At 37.9% G+C, this 18,332-nt stretch carries 15 protein-coding genes; 8 read left to right on the top strand and 7 right to left on the bottom strand.

Annotated elements, in window-relative coordinates; translation table 11 throughout:
- Positions 1–1,746: a WD40 repeat domain-containing protein gene (locus tag NPUN_RS01375; RefSeq protein WP_012407077.1), complete on the top strand. Its 1,746-nt coding sequence runs from the start codon at positions 1–3 to the stop codon at positions 1,744–1,746.
- Positions 1,747–1,749: 3 nt separating this feature from the next.
- Positions 1,750–2,832 carry an ATP-binding protein gene (locus NPUN_RS01370; protein WP_012407076.1) on the top strand — a complete coding sequence of 361 codons (1,083 nt, stop codon included), beginning with the start codon at positions 1,750–1,752 and terminating at the stop codon, positions 2,830–2,832.
- A gap of 163 nt (positions 2,833–2,995) precedes the next feature.
- Here NPUN_RS01370 and NPUN_RS01365 read toward each other — a convergent pair whose 3' ends face one another.
- The 6 genes from NPUN_RS01365 to NPUN_RS01340 form a co-directional block, all read right to left on the bottom strand.
- A complete protein-coding gene (locus NPUN_RS01365; RefSeq protein ID WP_012407075.1) occupies positions 2,996–4,891 on the bottom strand; it encodes a CheR family methyltransferase in 1,896 nt (631 codons plus the stop codon).
- Positions 4,892–5,025: 134 nt separating this feature from the next.
- The gene (locus tag NPUN_RS01360) at positions 5,026–5,652 is read right to left on the bottom strand and encodes a chemotaxis protein CheB (RefSeq protein ID WP_012407074.1); all 627 of its coding nucleotides are present in this window, start codon (positions 5,650–5,652) and stop codon (positions 5,026–5,028) included.
- A 110-nt stretch (positions 5,653–5,762) separates the two neighbouring features.
- Entirely contained in the window at positions 5,763–6,668 is a 906-nt protein-coding gene (locus tag NPUN_RS01355) for a polyphosphate kinase 2 family protein (RefSeq protein WP_012407073.1), read from the bottom strand.
- Positions 6,669–6,943: 275 nt separating this feature from the next.
- Entirely contained in the window at positions 6,944–7,420 is a 477-nt protein-coding gene (locus NPUN_RS01350; RefSeq protein WP_041565119.1) for a hypothetical protein, read from the bottom strand.
- Positions 7,421–7,505: 85 nt separating this feature from the next.
- A complete protein-coding gene (locus NPUN_RS01345) occupies positions 7,506–8,780 on the bottom strand; it encodes a proton extrusion protein PcxA (protein WP_012407071.1) in 1,275 nt (424 codons plus the stop codon).
- 340 nt (positions 8,781–9,120) lie between these two features.
- Positions 9,121–10,794, bottom strand: a complete 1,674-nt coding sequence (locus NPUN_RS01340) for an alpha-amylase family glycosyl hydrolase (protein WP_012407070.1) — start codon at positions 10,792–10,794, stop codon at positions 9,121–9,123.
- 418 nt (positions 10,795–11,212) lie between these two features.
- Between NPUN_RS01340 and NPUN_RS01335 the strand changes: the two genes are divergently transcribed.
- Entirely contained in the window at positions 11,213–12,064 is an 852-nt protein-coding gene (locus NPUN_RS01335) for an SDR family oxidoreductase (RefSeq protein WP_012407069.1), read from the top strand.
- An 811-nt stretch (positions 12,065–12,875) separates the two neighbouring features.
- On the opposite strand, the gene NPUN_RS01330 is transcribed toward NPUN_RS01335, so the two are convergent.
- Positions 12,876–13,208 (bottom strand): lactate/malate family dehydrogenase, encoded by a 333-nt coding sequence (locus NPUN_RS01330; protein WP_041565118.1) that lies wholly within the window; start codon positions 13,206–13,208, stop codon positions 12,876–12,878.
- A gap of 556 nt (positions 13,209–13,764) precedes the next feature.
- Between NPUN_RS01330 and NPUN_RS01325 the strand changes: the two genes are divergently transcribed.
- From NPUN_RS01325 to crcB (NPUN_RS01300), 5 genes are all read left to right on the top strand, one after another.
- On the top strand, positions 13,765–14,766 hold the full coding sequence (locus NPUN_RS01325; protein ID WP_167315556.1) for a ligand-gated ion channel: 1,002 nt from the start codon (positions 13,765–13,767) through the stop codon (positions 14,764–14,766).
- Between the two features lie 466 nt (positions 14,767–15,232).
- Positions 15,233–15,907 carry a ligand-gated ion channel gene (locus tag NPUN_RS01315; protein WP_012407067.1) on the top strand — a complete coding sequence of 225 codons (675 nt, stop codon included), beginning with the start codon at positions 15,233–15,235 and terminating at the stop codon, positions 15,905–15,907.
- A gap of 66 nt (positions 15,908–15,973) precedes the next feature.
- Entirely contained in the window at positions 15,974–17,035 is a 1,062-nt protein-coding gene (locus NPUN_RS01310) for a ligand-gated ion channel (protein WP_012407066.1), read from the top strand.
- Between the two features lie 332 nt (positions 17,036–17,367).
- Positions 17,368–17,757, top strand: a complete 390-nt coding sequence (gene crcB / locus NPUN_RS01305; protein WP_012407065.1) for a fluoride efflux transporter CrcB — start codon at positions 17,368–17,370, stop codon at positions 17,755–17,757.
- 94 nt (positions 17,758–17,851) lie between these two features.
- On the top strand, positions 17,852–18,259 hold the full coding sequence (gene crcB / locus NPUN_RS01300; protein ID WP_012407064.1) for a fluoride efflux transporter CrcB: 408 nt from the start codon (positions 17,852–17,854) through the stop codon (positions 18,257–18,259).
- The last annotated feature ends 73 nt before the right edge of the window (positions 18,260–18,332 follow it).

Here is an 18,332-nt window from a genome sequence, read left to right as displayed (position 1 = left end):
ATGGGGGGAATTGCCGCTAAATTAGCCTCAAAATCAGCAGAGTTTCAAAATTTGTTTTTAGGTCAATTTCCTGAGCAACAATTAAAAGTAGGTAACTCAAAAAAATATTATGAAACCCTCACGGATTTTGATTTTATTTCTCTAAAAATCCAATATCCTCAATTTGGAGTAGAAACCCTAATTAGGGATTATTATTTGATTGATGATCCAGAGATATTAGATAGGCTAGAGGAAGACGAAAGAGTAGATTATGGGCAAGTCAAAACCCTGAAATTAATTGAACGTACCCTACAGTTATCAGCCCATATTTTAAATCAAGATCCAAATCAATTAGTAGGGCAATTATGGGGTAGATTGCAAAGTTTTCCTGAACCAGAAATTCAGAAAATATTGGTAGATGCAGTTCAAAGTAAAAGTGAAAATCCTCGCTTTTACCCCATCACAGCCACCTTAACTACTCCGGGAGGAAACTTACTACGTACCCTGACTGGTCATAAAGCTTCGGTAAATGTAGTAGCCATAACCTCAGATGGTCAAACAGCTGTTTCTACTTCTGATGACAACACCCTAAAGGTATGGGATTTACAGACGGGAAAGGAAACCTTTACCCTAAGCGGTCATCAAGCCTCAGTAAATGCAGTAGCCATTACCCCAGATGGTCAAACAATCATTTCTGTTTCTAATAACCTGAAACTGTGGAGTTTGAAGACGGGAAAGGAAATCTCTACCCTCACAGGTCATAACAACTCAATAAATTCAGTAGCCATTACCCCAGATGGTCAAACAGCAGTTTCTGCTTCTAGTGACAACACCCTGAAACTGTGGACTCTAAAGCTTTGGACTCTGAAACTATGGAATGTGGAGACAAGAAGAGAAACCTTTACCTTGAGAGGTCATAGAGGTTTAGTTAATGCAGTAGCCATTACCCCAGATGGAAAAAAAGCTGTTTCTGTTTCTAATAACCTAAAACTGTGGAATTTGAAGACGGGATGGCAAATCTCTACACTTACAGGTCATAAAGACTCGATAAATGCAGTAGCCATTACTCCAGATGGTCAAAAAGCCGTTTCTGCTTCAAGTGACACCAACCTAAAACTGTGGGATTTGGAGACAGGAAAAGCAATCTCTACCCTCAGAGGTCATACTGACTCGGTAAATGCAGTAGCTATTATTCCAGACAGACAAACAGCTGTTTCTGGTTCTGCTGACACCACCTTGAAGTTATGGGATTTGCAAACAGGAAATGTAATCTCTACCCTAAGCGGTCATAAAGACTCGGTAACAGCAGTAGCCATAACTCCAGATGGAAAAAAAGCTGTTTCTGGTTCTGCTGACACCACCTTGAAATTATGGGATTTGCAGACGGGAAAGGCAATTTCTACCCTAAGCGGTCATAAAGATTCGGTAACAGCAGTAGCCATAACTCCAGATGGAAAAAAAGCTGTTTCTGGTTCTGCTGACACCACCTTGAAATTATGGGATTTGCAGACAGAAAAGGCAATCTCTACCCTAAGCGGTCATAAAGATTCGGTAACAGCAGTAGCCATCACCCCAGATGGTCAAAAAGCCGTTTCTAGTTCTACTGACACCACCCTGAAACTGTGGGATTTAGAGACAGGGAAGGTAATCTCTACTTTTACGGGTGAAAGTTCTATATATTGCTGTACAGTTTCTCCAGATGGATTAACATTTCTCATCGGGGAACATTCAGGTCGGGTCCATTTTCTGCATTTGGAAGGGGGTTAAAAAATGAATAATATCCCTAAATATACTGCCGAATTTGAGCAATTTATCAACGCCAAAAATCATAATTTCATCGGTCGTGAATTTGTTTTTTCTGCTATTAAAAATTTTATCAATCAATACGATCGTGGCTACTTTACTATTATCGGCGATCCTGGTATTGGTAAAAGTGCCATTATTGCTCATTATGTCAGCCAGAATTCTGGTATTGTCTATTACAATGTAGAAATTGCAGGTAAAAATCACGTTGAAGAATTTTTTACAAGTATTTGCACTCAATTAATAGAAATTGCCAAAAATCAAGGTAGCACAAATATTATAGCTAACTTTCCTGATTTTACCACAGAAGGCAGTGGCTTTTTATCATTATTACTACAAAAAATCAGCGATAGATTGCATCCCGATCAACGGTTAATTATTACAATTGATGGCTGTGATAGGATTGATATCAACAATCAACCACGTGGCTCAAATATATTCTATTTACCACGTTATCTGCCAGAAAAAGTTTATTTTATCCTTGCTCGTCGTCCATTTCTGACAGATAAATCAGGCTTGTTAATTGAAACTCCAGCCCAATATTTAGATTTATCAAATTACCAAGAAAAAAATCGCGCTGATATCCAAGAATATATTAAAAATCATTTAAATAAATTATCTCATTCTGAACGTAGATTTAGCGAAGATAAGAATACAAAAGATGTTTCGCTAAAATTGGCAGAGAAAGGTTTTGATGATGGCGAGACTAACTTTATGTATGTTAGTGAAATCTTAGCAGCTATTAATGAGGATATTTATCCCGAAAACTTACAAATTTATTACCAAACTCATTTAGACAAGATAAACTTAGTCACCAGTAAACAGCAAAGAATGGGTTTACTGGTGTTAAATATCTTAGTTCAAGAGCAATCAACTTCAATAGAAGCGATCGCAGAAAGATTAGATATAGATGAATATGAAATCAAGGTAATTTTAGACGAGTGGCGAGAATTTTTACATTTAGATTCAATAGCAACAGAAATCTATTATAGTCTCTATCATGCTAGTTTTTGCGATTGGTTGAGCCAAAAAATTGAATCTAAATTCTGAGATTGCCATAGTACTAATTCTCTATATTTTTTCAGTGTGACTAGTAAATTAGGTACAAAATTCAAAGCTGAAAATTATAAATAAAGAGTTTCTAACTCCAGCAATAACTACATCAAAATTTGTAGCTTTCTTTGTACTTTTTGCAAAGGAAAACTGCTGTAAATTATTCCTGTTGCCGCCGTTCCTCCATATCTTGACTAGAAATCATACTATGGACTCTCTCTACATCTGCCATCATCAAAACTGCTCCCTGTATATCCATACCAAGCAACGGGGTGATTGCCAGGTAACATTTTATTTGCCTACCTCGACGATTAGTAGCATCAAAGATCATTTCTTGAAATTGTTTTTTACCAGACAAAGAATCGCGGATGGGCGATCGCAACTGCTCAACAGGTAGTCCAATATCTAGGCTGAAGATAGACTTTCCTAGAACTTCATCAGTTCGCAGCCCCCATAAATCCTCTACCATATAATTCCAAATTGAGATATTAAAGCTGCCGTCAATTACCACTATTCCAGTTTGCAGACTTCTGAGAATAGAGATTAGGAAAATATTTGCGTGATTAAGTTCTGTGGTGCGCTGGCTTAGTTCGTTATTAATTGTCTGTAATTCTTCATTAGTAGATTGGAGTTCTTCATTCATCGTCTCCAATTCTTCATTGGTGGATTGGAGTTCTTCGTTGGTAGTTTCTAATTCTTCATTGGTGGATTGGAGTTCTTCGTTGGTAGTTTCTAATTCTTCATTGGTGGATTGGAGTTCTTCGTTGGTAGTTTCTAATTCCTGTTGCGAGCGTTGCAGAGCATCTTGGAGTTTAATATAACGAGTGACATTATGAAAGGAGATGCTAACACCTAAAAAACTGGTATCTGTTTCTTGCAAAGGCGTAATTCGCACATCCAGATATTGAGTTTCTGTGTTAGACAAATAGCGCTCTACATTTGTTAGGGTAATTGGGCGGCGTTCAGTATAAGCCCGTTCAATTAGCGATCGCAATTCAATCGGTCGATAGGAAAGTTCTAGATCCTGGAAAGGACGAGCTAAATCTTTGGGAGAAAGGGCAAACAAAGTCCGTGCCTGCTCATTCACCATTACCAGAGTGCCATTGATATCAATGACTATTTGAGCGATTGGTGATGTGTCGAAACCCATATCTCGCAGCCGCAAATGTCGAGACACACGGCTGCTAGATTCGTCATCTACTGTATTTGCCATAACTAAGAGGCGATCGCGTATACTTACCGACGATACTTTACTAAATATCCGGTTTTTTAAATCTATTGGGGTAAACAGACTAGAATGCATCAATAGCATCTCTGCTTTCCCTAAAAATAGATAGCCATTATCGTTAAGTGCAAAATGAAATCGGGCTAGAATTCGCCCTTGAGTCTCCGAATTAAAATACATTAATGTATTGCGACTAACCAGCAAATCTAAGCGCGAAATGGGCGCATCTTGAAGCAGATCGTGACGACCAAAAATCACTGAGCGGCGCAAGTCTTGACGGAAGACATAGCGATTACCGACAATCTCAAAGTATTTCTGCCGCAGTTCATCTGATACTGCCTGGACATCTTTTGCTGAATACGTAGCTTGACGAGCTTGGTTGAGAGCCTCTTCATCTACATCAGTGGCGTAGATTTTCACCCGTTGGCGAAATTCCTCTGCTCCCAATATTTCAGCCATCAACATTGCTAAAGTGTAAGCTTCTTCTCCAGAAGCACAGCCAGCACTCCAGATACGTATTTGGTCAGAAGTTTTTTTATTACTAATCAGATTAGGCAGTATTTTCTCTGCTAGGTATTCCCAAGCTGATGAATCTCGAAAAAAAGCGGTGACGTTAATTAAGATAGTGTTGAAAAGATAATTGAATTCTTCTGGATAAACTTCTAGATAGTCCAAATACTCTTCAAAGTTTTCTATAGTCAATGACTGCATCCGCTTGCAGACTCGACGCATCAAAGTCGAGCGCTTATAGCCTGTAAAATCAAATCCCCGGCTTTGTCTGAGATAAATCAGTAGATTTTCAAATTTGGGATCTCTGTCTGCGGAAGTCATAAGGTTGGGCGTAGGGGATAGGGGGCATAAGATTAAAGTTTTTATACTTGTCTACGAGTATCAAAGACTCATTAAAGGAGTTCTAAGCTTTATTAATTTTCAAAATATATTTCCTCTGCCCCCTAATTCTTAGCTTAGTTACATTTTCCCATGACTAAACTCACCAAAACCCTGGAGATTTCATCTAGGGGGAGAATAAAATCTACGTTGCCTGTTTGAATTGCAGCTGAGGGCATCCCGGAAAATTCGGCGGTTTTTAAATCTTGGACAATGACAGTACCGCCCATTTTTTTGATTGCTTCTACTCCCATCGCGCCGTCGCTACCCGTTCCAGTTAACACGATGGCGATCGCTCTTTCTTTGTAAGTGGCTGCAACCGATTCAAATAATAAGTCAGCCGAAGGACGTAAAAAATGTACTAATTTCGACTGTGATAAGGAAAGTGTGCCGTCATCGTTAACCAATAAGTGCCGATTGGGTGGAGCAATGTAAGCCGTTCCTGGACTGAGGTCATCTCCTTCCTGTGCCTGCTTGACGGTAATATCCGTGCGCCGACTGAGAATTTCTGCCATGAATGACGGATGTTCAGGAGAAATGTGTTGCACAATAGCGATCGCGGCTGGAAATTCTGCGGGTAGAGTCGATAGCACTTTAATTTGAGCAGTCAGACCACCTGCTGACGCTGCGATCGCCACAATATCAAAGCCAGCATTAGTAAAGTGGGGTGGATTATTCTTGGCATCTTCTGCCATCTGAATCATGATTTTTCGGCTGTCAGTACCAACCAAACTTATTAGTTACAGAGAGCATTAATAAATTTACGATTGCTCATCTTTGCTTTACATAAATTATACAGTATATTTGAACTAATTTACTTTTTTTTGCCTTTATCTGTTAAGCTTGTCTGTTCATCTTCTTGCTCTAAAATGCGTTTTGCCTCCAAAAGTTGTTGTCTATGTTCGTCGCTAACTATCGGGTATTGCAGATTGAGTTCTTCTAGTTTTGTGCAGATTATGTTGGCGACTACCAGACGTGTAAACCATTTGCGATCGGCAGGAATAATATACCAAGGGGCAGATTTTGTACTAGTTTTATTAAAAACTTCTTCATAAGCATTCATATAATCATCCCAAAAAGCTCTTTCTTTGACATCGCTATCTGAAAACTTCCAATTTTTTTCGGGATATTCGATTCGTTCTAAAAAGCGTTTTTTCTGCTCAGATTTAGAAACATTAAGAAAGAACTTCAGAACAATCACACCATTGTCTACTAAATATTTTTCAAAATTATTAATTTCTTCAAAGCGTTGCTTCCATATCTTATTTCCATTAGGAAAATAAGGAAGTTGTTGCTTTCTCAACATTTCTGGATGAACGCGAACAACTAGCGTCTCTTCATAATATGAGCGGTTGAATATCCCAATTCGACCTCTTTCTGGCAAAGCCTTCATTGTTCGCCACAGGTAGTCATGATCTAATTCTTCCGCACTGGGGGCCTTGAAACTAAACACCTGAAAACCTTGCGGATTCACCCCAGAGGTCACGTGTTTAATTGTGCTATCTTTACCAGCAGCATCCATTGCCTGAAAAATAATCAGCAAGGAATATGTGTTTTGAGCATAGAGAATATTTTGGTAATTCGCTAATCGCTCAATATCTGTCTGCAATTTGTTTGCAGCATCAGCTTTTTGATCGAAATCAGTTTTATAAGCTGGGTCATAATTTTTTTTCAGAGAAATCTTTGAACCTGGTGGAACAATGAAAGCATCGTAATTCATATATAAAAATTTCTAACTGCTGCTTATATACAAGCATATTGCTAAGTATAAATCACTGAACATTATGATTTATTCATTAAAAGGTTGATTTAAAATTCATAATTTTTAACAAATAAATTTTAGAGTTTATTTATCAAGCAAAAATAAAATTTCTGTAGGGTGTGTTAGGCGCATACTTCGATATTTTAGGTTACGAAAAAGATAATTTAAGCACCTAATGCACCGCTACATAACACACCTTCCTTAAGATTGACTGCCTCCTGTCTGCTTAAGAATTATTTCCGTCGCTTTGGCATAGGACGCATCGCTTCCCGACCCAACATAAACATCCCTGCAACACCCAAACTAACAAACCAAACATATTGATACCAGTATTGCCGAATCTGCTCACCAGTGCTTAGTTCTGGATGCAATGTGTTTAAGTACAGTAGTAGCACTAATATCATCAGTGCCCCAAAACCAACAAAGCTTAAGCCAACACGAATTCGTACAGGTCGCAGTTCAAAATCACTAATAGTGTCTAGGTCAATTTCTGCCAATTCCTTAAAGGAGTCATCTGCCAAAGATGAGGTTGCTTGGAATTTATTGCTCAGTTTTGGTGGTAAAATCGGCGATAGCGTTGCTACAGTTGGGCGGCGTAGTAAAGCCTCGGTATCTCGCAGCAATTGCAATGGCTTACGGCTAGTAGTTTGTTGAGCAAACTCTATATTGTCTGTGGAAGTTGGGGCATTGGCTTTACTTTCAAAATCCATAGTACGCTTCAGAAGAACCAGGATATACATAGCCTAGCGAATCATCAGAAAAATGCGTCAAAATAATATAATTATGAATTATAAATTACTCGTCCATCTCTTTTAATGTAGCTAATGCCGACGGAGATAAGCGACTCAGATAACGGAATATCCAGTACTTAAAGATAGTGTTTAAAATTACAGGAAATGTTGCAATAAATAAAAATATTGCATTTCTACTGGCTGGCAAACCTAAATGTTCTGCAAATCCTTCTAGAAGAACCTCCCACCCATCTGGTGAGTGGAATCCTACGAATATATCTGTAAAAAGAATAATTATAAAAGCCTTAGCACTATCGCTCAATCCATAAACTATAGTATCTATAAAAGACTTTACAATCACAATTTCTTTTTTGCTAAAAGCGATAATTATACTAAAAGAAATTAATGATATCAAATCAGCAAAAACATTACTAACAGAACTATTAGTTTTTAGATGAAATTCTTCAGCTATCTCAATTGCTTTGTCCTTTATTTTTTCTCTAATTACCTCTGACGAAAGTTCTGGTGCATGATTTAATAAAGATTCAAATCTCAAATTTTGTTGAAAATTAGAGAATTCATGGAGAGCTTCTTTTTCCATATCAGAATTAATGAAAATTTGATATGTTTTCTCGCTTCTAGTCGTTTCTAGTATAGGAATTACTAAGAATTGTTTAGATAAAATTTGAGTCAAAAGTGGCACAATAATTAAAGTGAGTAAAAATCTTAGACCAATCCTGGTTCTATTTTTAGAAATCCGGTAATTTCTGACAAATTCTTCTTCTCCTTGTGGTGAAAAATCTCCTTTGATTCTATTAATAGTTCTGCCAATAGACCCAGGCAAAACTCTAGTTTTTTGATTTGGAGGCAGGCGTTTTATATTAGATGAGTCTGGTTGTTTATTGATTTCACTCTGATTAATTTTTAGTGGTTCATTATTTGACAATAACTCGCTGTTACTAATCAGTTCATCTTTGATAGCATATTTCTCTACAACTTCATCAATCACCTTCAGCTTTTCTAATAAAACAGAATTAGAGATATTGACAATTCCCCGACTAAGTTGAAATTCTGCCAGCCTGAACTTGATAATAGTTAAGTTTTTATCAAGGTAGACTTGCCAATAAGACATTGCAGTTTCAGTATATTTTACTGATTCTGAAGATATTTTTTTACCTTCAAAATGTTCTATTTCGATGTTTTTAATTCTCTGAGCGGCTTGTTGAGCTTCTAAGAGTGCCCTTTCTGGTGTATCGAAAAACCAATTGTTAAGCGATCGCAAATACTTTTGCAAATTTTGACGAAGCAATCCTGCTGTTTTGGTAAATGAATTTTTCATTATATGTATAAATACTTAAGTTATGTGTATTATAGTTATATAAACATAAAAAGTAGGTAATACCTAGTTTAAAATATTATTAACTATTAAAGCAGAGTATTAATAGACTCAGCATTCAACTTTATGAAAAACAAGCGCTTAGACCTTGTTCCCAATTAGGTCTTAATATTTCAGTAACATATATTGCTGTTTTGTTGGTAAGCCAGGCATTAATGATGAGACTAAAGCTATTTAGTCAAAGAGCGATACAGCAACCGCAATGAAAGCAGACGACTTCTATATTCAAGCTGGCGATAAATACCATAAAGGAGACTTTAGCAGTATTGCCACTTATGGTTCCTCATGTTTGCAAAACAAATATTTTAGCTGTATAGCTTGGCAAGTCAGTGACTAAACCATCTTCTCCAGATTTCACTTCCCGATTACCAACCCAATCTCGCCAATCTTCAGTAGTTGGGAAGTCGGAAATTTTATATTGATTTAGACTCCGATCGGAAAAATTTACCACAACGACGACATGAGAATTTTGCTCATCCCAACGGCTGTAAGCCAACACTTTATCATCTGCATTTTCGTAGAAAAACTTAATATTGTCACTTTGCAAAGCTGGAGTTTGCTGGCGTAGAGTAATCAGCTTTTGATAATACTCAAATAAATCATAATTTTGGTCGTCTAACAACAAAGACCAAGTAATTTTCTGCGGCTTAGTCACATCTTCACTTTTTTGCTGGTATTCGCCAAACTCTTCTGCCATCCACAGCATCGGTATACCCATCGCTGTCATTAACAAAACAGCTGCTAACTTGGCTCGTTCAAATGCGGCTGCGTCAAAGATGCCGCAATTGCCTAATTCTCGTAATAGACGTTCGCGATCGTGGGTTGCCAAATAATTTATCACATTGGTAGCGATCGCATAACCCTGCTGTTTGGGGTCTAAAATTTGCTTGAGTTGTTCTAATTCAAATGATTTTCCACAAATATATGGAACTAAAAAGTAGCGAAAGCTCTCATGCCAACAAGCATCTAATGGCCCATCTGGCTTGACTACAGTGTTTGTATCGGGAATGTGTTCAGCAATGTTGTAAAACTGCTTGGGTGCAGCATGGTTTTTCGCTTGCTTAGTCAGCCAGTTGAGAAATTCAAAGTTAGCCAATTGCCGTACTGCATCAAAGCGAATTCCATCAATGTGATATTCCTGAATCCAAAACCTTACCACATCGCCGATGTATTCCCATGCAGGTTGAATATTTAAGTTTTTGTCGTAAAAATCATAGTTAAACTCTGGCCCCCAGTAATTAGCTGGGTCTTCAGGATAATGTTTATGTTCGTAGTACCAGTAATTGCGGTCAATTAGTATTAATGGGCATTCTTCATCTGTGTGGTTATAAATTCCATCCATAAAGACGCGAATACCTCTACCATGACACTCGTCAATCAATCGCTTTAAATCTTCTGTTGAACCGTAACTAGATTCTGTAGCAAAGAAGTGGCGAACTTTATAGCCCCAGCTATAATCACCAGGGTACTCATTAACTGGCATTAATTCAATTGCATTAATTCCCAGTTCGCAAAGATAATCTAACTTAGCAATTATCCCTAGATATTTGCCTCGCTCGTTAGAATCAACTTCATCACCAGTAAAATCAGCAACGTGCATTTCATATATGACTAATTCCCGGTTATCAGGCAACGGCATTTCATCGTGTTGCCAAAAGTAACTATCAACAATGCGTTGCCCATCTTGAATACGAACTATGCCATATTTTTCTGTTTCATTAACTTCTGTTGCTTTAGGATCAATGACATCGATCCATTCATCAGGTGCAAAATTTGGACTTTTAGTTTGAATGCGAAATTTATATTGATAAACGCCGTCTTCCAGTTTGATTTTAGTGCGAAAATAACCATCTTCACTTTTAGACATTGGAATTTCTTTCCAATCCGAAAAAGACCCAATTAAAGCTGCTCCTTTGTTGCGAGGAGCAAACAATTTAAAGTCAGTTAAATTTGCCATTTTCACACTTTTATCAATTTCTCTAAGTAAAGCCAATAAAATTATTATCTAATAAAAAATGATTTGTAGCTTCTTTCTTAAGTGTGAATAAAACACGGAAGTCAGGGCTGCTGTTTGCATTCCTGACTCTCCACCCTTTACAATATTATTAGCAGGGACTTTCTATTGAATACTGTATTCTTTGGAAGCCTGTAGTAACCAGTTTACTTGCGTTACTCTAATTCTTACAAGTTGAAAAATCAATCCAGTTTTAGATGTACTGGCAAATGGATCCTTGTTTATTTGGGCTTGGCTATAATTATTTCAAGGCATTAATTATTTTTGCATAGCTTTAGGTCTTGCTGTCTTAATTGATATTATCATATTAAAAATTATTAATTATAACGGTGTTATTAATGAGTAACAGTAATAGCTGATTATGCTGAAAATTTTAGTGACAGGTGCAACTGGAAACGTCGGTCAAGAAGTTCTTCGCTTACTGCAATCCCACGATTGTAATGTCTGCGCCGCAGTTAGAAATCCAAACAGCGCTCAACACCTCTTAGGCAGCAATATCCAAACCATCCCCTTCGACTTTACCAATCCTGACACCTTTGATTATGCTTTTTTTCAAGTCAATAAACTTTTTTTAGTGCGTCCGCCTGCCCTTGCTAATATTCGTAAACAAATTGCCCCAGCCTTAAATGCTGCAAAACTTGCAGGCGTTGAGCATATCGTATTTCTTTCAATACTGGGAGCCGAACGTAACCCTTTTGTGCCACACTCTCAAATTGAACGTTATATAAACCAATTGGGTATTAAAGCCACCTTTTTACGGTGCAGCTTTTTTATGCAAAATCTTAATACCACACACAGAGAAGATATCAAAGTTCGTGGTGAATTGCTTCTTCCAGCTGGTAATGGGAAAACAAGTTTCATTGATGTACGAGATATTGCTGCCGTTGCAGTTCGTACTTTACTTGAAGATGAGCATCAGGGAAGAGCATATTCACTTACGGGTGCAGAAGCCTTAACCTATTACGAAGTAGCAAACATTTTCACATCGATTTTAGGTAAACCGATACGCTATAATCCTTCTCTGCTAAAGTTTATTCGACAAATGCGCTTATCGGGGTTGCCAATAGACTTTATTTTAGTAATGCTAGTAATCTACACTACGGCTCGGTTAGGATTGGCAGGCAACATTACATCTGATACTGAGCAATTGCTCAATCGTTCACCTCTAACTATACGGCAGTATGTCGAAGACTATCGACAGTTTTGGTTATAAGTTTATTTTGCTCACTGTCAGCAGTTCTAATTCCATCATTTCTAAAATTTAACGTCCAATTTACCCTTCTTGGTGTGGTGATGCTTACCACTTCAGATAAGACATTACACAAAGATAAAATTAGATAAAGAGCAATATCATTTTGAACTAAGCAAATATGACCGCTATGAGATAAAGATTATTATCATCGGCTCACTAAGAATTTTAGAAGGCATGTCTAAACTAACATCAATAATGAAGGTAATAATTTTGGAAGTTATATAGGGATGTGAAAATTTTTATTACTATTTAAAACTAGAAACGAATGATTTTAATTAAATATTTTACATATTTTATTAGAAAATGCTAATCATTTACCTTAAATGTTTAAGTTTACTTATTGTTAAAACTGCTTCAATCTATCTATAAAAATAATCAAACATCTATCTTGGGGATAACAGATTGGTTCGGTACTTCATTTAAAATTTATTCAAACTACAACATCTCATTTAATTTTTAGCCCCTATAAGTACACCGTAGGGGCTTTTTTCTTGCTGAAATATTCTCAACTAGGAATTAACACTATTTAATCTATCTATAGGACTAACCCTATATCCACCTTCAGATTAACTGATGAAGTTGGAATAACCTTTAAAATTTCAGATAGAATAAGATTTCATTTCCAGGCTTGACAGATTTAATATGTATTTGTAAGGCTTTGATTGACACTATATAGCATATAGTGATTTTGCAATTACCTATAAGAACCAACATTAGGATAACAAAACCGCTCCAACCTATCGATAGGACTACCCAAATATCTAACTTGAGACTATCTGATTAAATAGCGCATCGATTTAAGATTCTTATGATATGTCTTTTTATTATCTAATCGGGTCTGTCCAAGTTTCTGTTGCACCCCAACAGTCACGACAATCACATCAGAATCAGCTAAATCCTCATACTTGTTTGATGCTATAATCTCCATCTCTTCAAGTAGAGGAATGCTGTCTTCAATATCCCATGCTTGTCCCTCAGCTTTTGATAAGGTTCGGTCAAAAAGAACGACTGTTACACATTTACGGAGTAGCACTAAAGCATTTGCTACATCTGCACCCACGTTCCCTGCACCAATTACACCGACCTTGGATGTTTTACTACTCATGTCATATCTACTTTTTGTAACTGCACCAATAGGTTAATGTTAACTCCAAAACTAGCCCTTTCAAGGTGTTCTGGAATGGGGTGATTTGTAATTTGGTTAGCAGAGGTGAAATATCTGTTGGGTGGGTAAAAAATATTGCGCTTGGCATTTATAATAAAAAACTGCTTACTTATGTTAGTAAACTAAACTTTCCAAAAGCTGTTCATCTGAATCTAAAATTCATATAAGTGATTTGTTGGCGAACATGGTCATACATTTGTTGCCAGATTACGAAAGCAATCGCTATTTCTAAAAGTAGGCTATAGGGTGGAAGATAATAGAGTAGTATTTCCCATTTGTATACTTATTTATTTTCCAAATCACTTTTTACTAGACAAGGTGTTAAATTTAATTCCAATTATGGTACTCAATGTTGAATTACATCCTTATAAAAGGTTTTCCAAAATCACTTATGAGTTAAATTTGTATGTTGCTAAAGCCTATCTCAAATCACTTTATGCTTGTAAAATTTTTGTCTATTCTTCTAAAAAGTTGTAGAGTATTTATTAGTCTGACCTTGATTATAATTGTCTGGTTATTTGTTGAAGTATCTGAGGTTTCCGCAGAAACGGTTCTATCCCCTCAAACCTGTAGGACTGGGGTTTATGTTGCATCTCTGCGTGACTTGAATTTAGCGGAAAAAAAATTTAGTACAGATTTCTATTTGTGGAGTGTCTGTCCCTTTAAGGATTTACAGCCTCTAAAAAGTATGAAGTTTCTAAATGTTGAAGACTACAAGTATTTCAAAGCAGCTTATGACAGTACTTTACAGCGAAAGGATCTACCGAAATGGTTTTATCCGAAAGAAAATGTTTATTGGTCAGGGCGTAAGATCCGAGCAACTTTGTATCAGAGTTGGAATGTTAGTAATTTTCCCTTTGATCGGCACACCTTAACGATCGCACTTGAGGAAACAACCAAAAATTCTTCGCAGTTTGTTTACACGCCTGACTTTGACAACTCCGGATACCAGCGAAATATGGATTTGGACAGTTGGCAAATTACTAGTTTCAAAATTGTAGAACAAAAGGTTCCTTATGAAACTACCTTTGGCGACCCAGATTTGGTTTCACCGCAGGACAGCTACTCGCGGCTGGTAATTTCAATTGGCATTAAACGGGTTAAATTTTTCAGTTTTTTAAAGCTGACCATTGGTGTTTACATTGCCTTTGCAGTCGCTATGCTATCTTTCTTCTATGACTCCGATCAGACGAGTCTAGCAAGCCCTAGAAGGGCAATCTATATCGGTGCATTGTTTGCAACCTTACTGAATATGCGGGTACAGGAATCTGTTTTAGGTCGCACTGAAGATTTAACCCTAGTAGATCAGATTCATATTGCCACCATTCTCTATGTTTTTGGTACTGGTGTTGTGTCAGTTTACTCTCGACTAACTTCTGAAAGCGGTAAAAAAAAGCAAGCAATTTGGCTCGATCGCCGCGTTTTTTTTAGGCTATTTACCCTCTCTTTTATCGTGTTTAATGTAATTGCGATCGCTCATGCTATCATCGTAGGCTAATACTGAGTCGTCTAGTTTTATCTATGACAGCGCATATCACTAAACACATTGATTACAGGCTTTAAACTGCTACTGTATATTACAGCTTACTCTCCAGCAGGGTCATGATTTTGTACTCAAGGGCTTGTAAATTTGTTGCTGTCTCGATCCTGGTCATAGGTGCATGGTCGTTTACAGAAGTTCCATCTGTTTTGGCAGAACCCGTTAAATCTCCCCAGACCTGCCGAGTAGGGATTTACATTACGTCTTTACGAAACTTTAAGTTTGCGGACAAATCATTTAGGGTTGATTTTCGGGTATGGAGTGTTTGCCCTGACAAAGCCTTGAAGCCTCTAGAGAGTATGGAGATTATTGATTCTTTAGAGTCTGAGGGAATTTCTGACAGTACGCTTGATAAAAAAATCGTTCTGGTTCCTTTTTCACAAAGGGAGAGGTTTATTGGTCTCAACGAGACATTAGCGCCGTTTTGAATCAGAACTGGGATGTTCAGAACTATCCGTTCGATCGCCACACTCTAAAAATTTCTTTAGAAGAAGCCATTCAAGATGCCTCCGGGTTTGTTTATACACCTGATTTTAAGAACTCCGGTTATCAGCGTGATATGAAACTAGGAGGATGGAAGATTACAAACTTTACCCTTGAAGAAGAGAAGGTTGCCTACCAAACAACTTTTGGCGACCCAGAACTGGTCGATCAAAAAGGGGTCTATTCTCGCTTGATAGTTTCGATCCCAATCCAGCGAGTCAAATATATGAGCTTCTTTAAGCTGACTACTGGGGTGTACGTCGCTTTCGCCGTGGCGATGCTGTCTTTCTTCTACGAGACTGGACAACCAAGTTTAGTTAGCGCCCGGACGAGTTTACTGGTGGGTTGTTTATTTTCAGCATTGGTTAATATGCGGGCACCAGAATCGGTTTTAGGACGCACGGAGAGCCTGACACTGGTCGATCAAATTCACATTGTCGCGATCGTTTACATCTTTGCCGCAGCTCTTGCAACTGTCTCTTCACGATTAACAACAGAAGCAGGGCAAGCAAAGCAGGCAATGTGGCTAGATCGTCGGCTTTTGTTTCGGGCTTTTACAATTTCGTTTATTGTTCGCAACGCGATTGTTATCTCTCATGCAGCGATCGCAGGTTGATAGGTAATTAACGATCTTTCTGCAATAATCGTTTGCTTAGAGGTTACTTAACCAGGGAGTTGATGAGTGAGGGAAGATGTTTATAAACTGCATCATCCTGCTATTAGAGCAGTTATTAAGAGAGTACATCTAATTGGTGGCTTGCTTCTCGCCGCTTTTAGCTGCTGGCTTTTTCAAACTTTGCCCTGTCAGGCAGAGGCTGTTACATCTCCGAAAACTTGTCAAATTGGAGTTTACTTAACATCCTTGCGAGATTTTAATCCAGCAGAGAAGTCGTTTTCTGCAAACTTCTGGGTCTGGAGCCTTTGTCCTTTTGAAACTCCAAAACCCTTAGAAAGCCTGAAGGTGATTAACAGCAAAGAAGTTAGCACGAATTACAACAGTTTTTCTCGAAGCGAAAATCTGTCGGATACATTTAAGGCAAGTAAATACGTGTTCGTGTCCGAACAGGAGATTAAGGCAACTTTTTATCACAACTGGGACACCAAAAATTATCCATTCGATCGCCATAAACTGGAAATTCCCCTTGAGGAAGCGAAATTAGATGCTTCCAGTTTCGTTCATGTCCCAGATTTTGCTAGTTCAGACTATCAGCAGGATATAGATTTGGAAGATTGGGAAATTACAAACTTTAAAATTTTTCAAGTGAATTTTCCTTATAAAACACACTTTGGTAGCCCAGGGATAAAGGGACAACCCAGTTACCGATCGCGCTTAGTGGTCTCAATTACCATCAACCGCAAGAGCAAAGTTAGCTTCTTTAAGCTTTCTATAGGAGTTTATGCGGCTGTTGCACTCTCAATATTGGCATTGCTGCTCGATGAAGATTTTGGCGATCGCATGGGCATCTTTGTAGGTACTTTGTTTGCAGTTCTAGTGAATATGCAAACAGCGACATCAGATTTGGGTAGTAGCAATTCTGTCACCCTGATTGATTTTATCCACATCATCGCCATCATTTACATCTTCATAACAGCCATTCTGCTGGTCTACACTCGATTTCTCAGTGAATCAGAGAAGGAGCAGTCCTCACGGTATTTAATGCGCCGCATTGCTGTTCCAATTCTTTCTGGCTCATTTGTTGTTCTGAATATAGTTGTCATTGCTCATGCGGCGATTGTGGGCTAATCAACACACCATCTCTGCAAATATAGCGATCGCTTCTCAGTAAGTCAGCATAATTAAACTAAACTACGTAAAGAAAGATGCACTACACAAAAACCCTCTTCCATTGGGCTTCCTGCTTCCTACCTCATACTCGATTGCAACTACAAATCCTTACGCCCACTTACTTACTTTCTGTGTTTTATGTCTTAGCTTGCCTGGCGATCATTACATATATTTATTGTAAATCTGAAATCCAGGCTTGTATAATTTATTCCAATGATTTTTTAACTGAGACTTTTCAAAGAGTATATGCAAGACAACTCAAAAATTGATCGCAGAGAGATACAAAACTAGTGTCAGACCTAACTAATATTCTCTCAATTGCGACAGGTGCAGTTCCTGGTGCGCTGTCTCGGTTTTACATCACAGAATGGACAAAAGCTAAATTGGGGGCAAAATTTCCCTACGCAACATTTGCCATTAATTTGACTGGATGTTTAGCGATGGGTTTCTTTTTCACGATTTCTAAAGGAATTACAGGCTATCCCAAGGAATTGGATTTACTGATTAGAACTGGATTTTTAGGTTCTTACACCACATTTTCAACCTATGGCTTTGATACTCTAACCCTATGGCGTAGCAAACAAAAGACTGCGACGGTCTTTTATTGGGCAGGGAGTGCAATTCTCGGTTTGGGAGCGGTGATTTTAGGAGCAGCGATCGCCAAGCTTTTCGTGAAGTAATTTCCTCAATTCATAAAATAAGGTTGGGATATACCTGAAAGCAACTTTGAAAAAGGTCTTTACGAAAAACCATACACGTTTTTAGGTAAAAAAAATGAATCTTTTAACAGGACGTTATCCCCTAGCTGTGGCGATCGGGGCAATTTTTGGAGCATTAAGTCGTTTTTATGGAACCGAATTGGCAAAAGCTATTTTTGGCAAAGATTTTGGCTTTTACGGCACATTCACTATTAACGTGACTGGCTGTTTAATAATTGCTTATATTTTGACTCTAGCAACCGAGAATCTTCGCATCATCTCGCCGGAACTTCGTCTAATGACGACAACAGGCTTCTGTGGTGCATATACCACTTTTTCAACCTATGGTTTGGAATCAAAAGGTTTCTTAGATAAGGGCGATATTACAACGCTGTTAATTTATTTTGTTGGCAGTGCGATCGCTGGAATGATTGGTATCCAAATCGGTGTTTTATTGGCCAGAGCAAGCGCTCAAAGCTCTTAAATTAAAACTCAGAAGAAGATGTAGTGCAAAGCGCTGCCTCTTCTTTGTGTTTGTCCTATTCAATGAGAACTTA

The sequence above is a fragment of the Nostoc punctiforme PCC 73102 genome, assembly GCF_000020025.1.
In the GTDB taxonomy this organism is placed as follows: domain Bacteria; phylum Cyanobacteriota; class Cyanobacteriia; order Cyanobacteriales; family Nostocaceae; genus Nostoc; species Nostoc punctiforme.
This window is presented reverse-complemented; position numbering and strand designations above follow the sequence as displayed.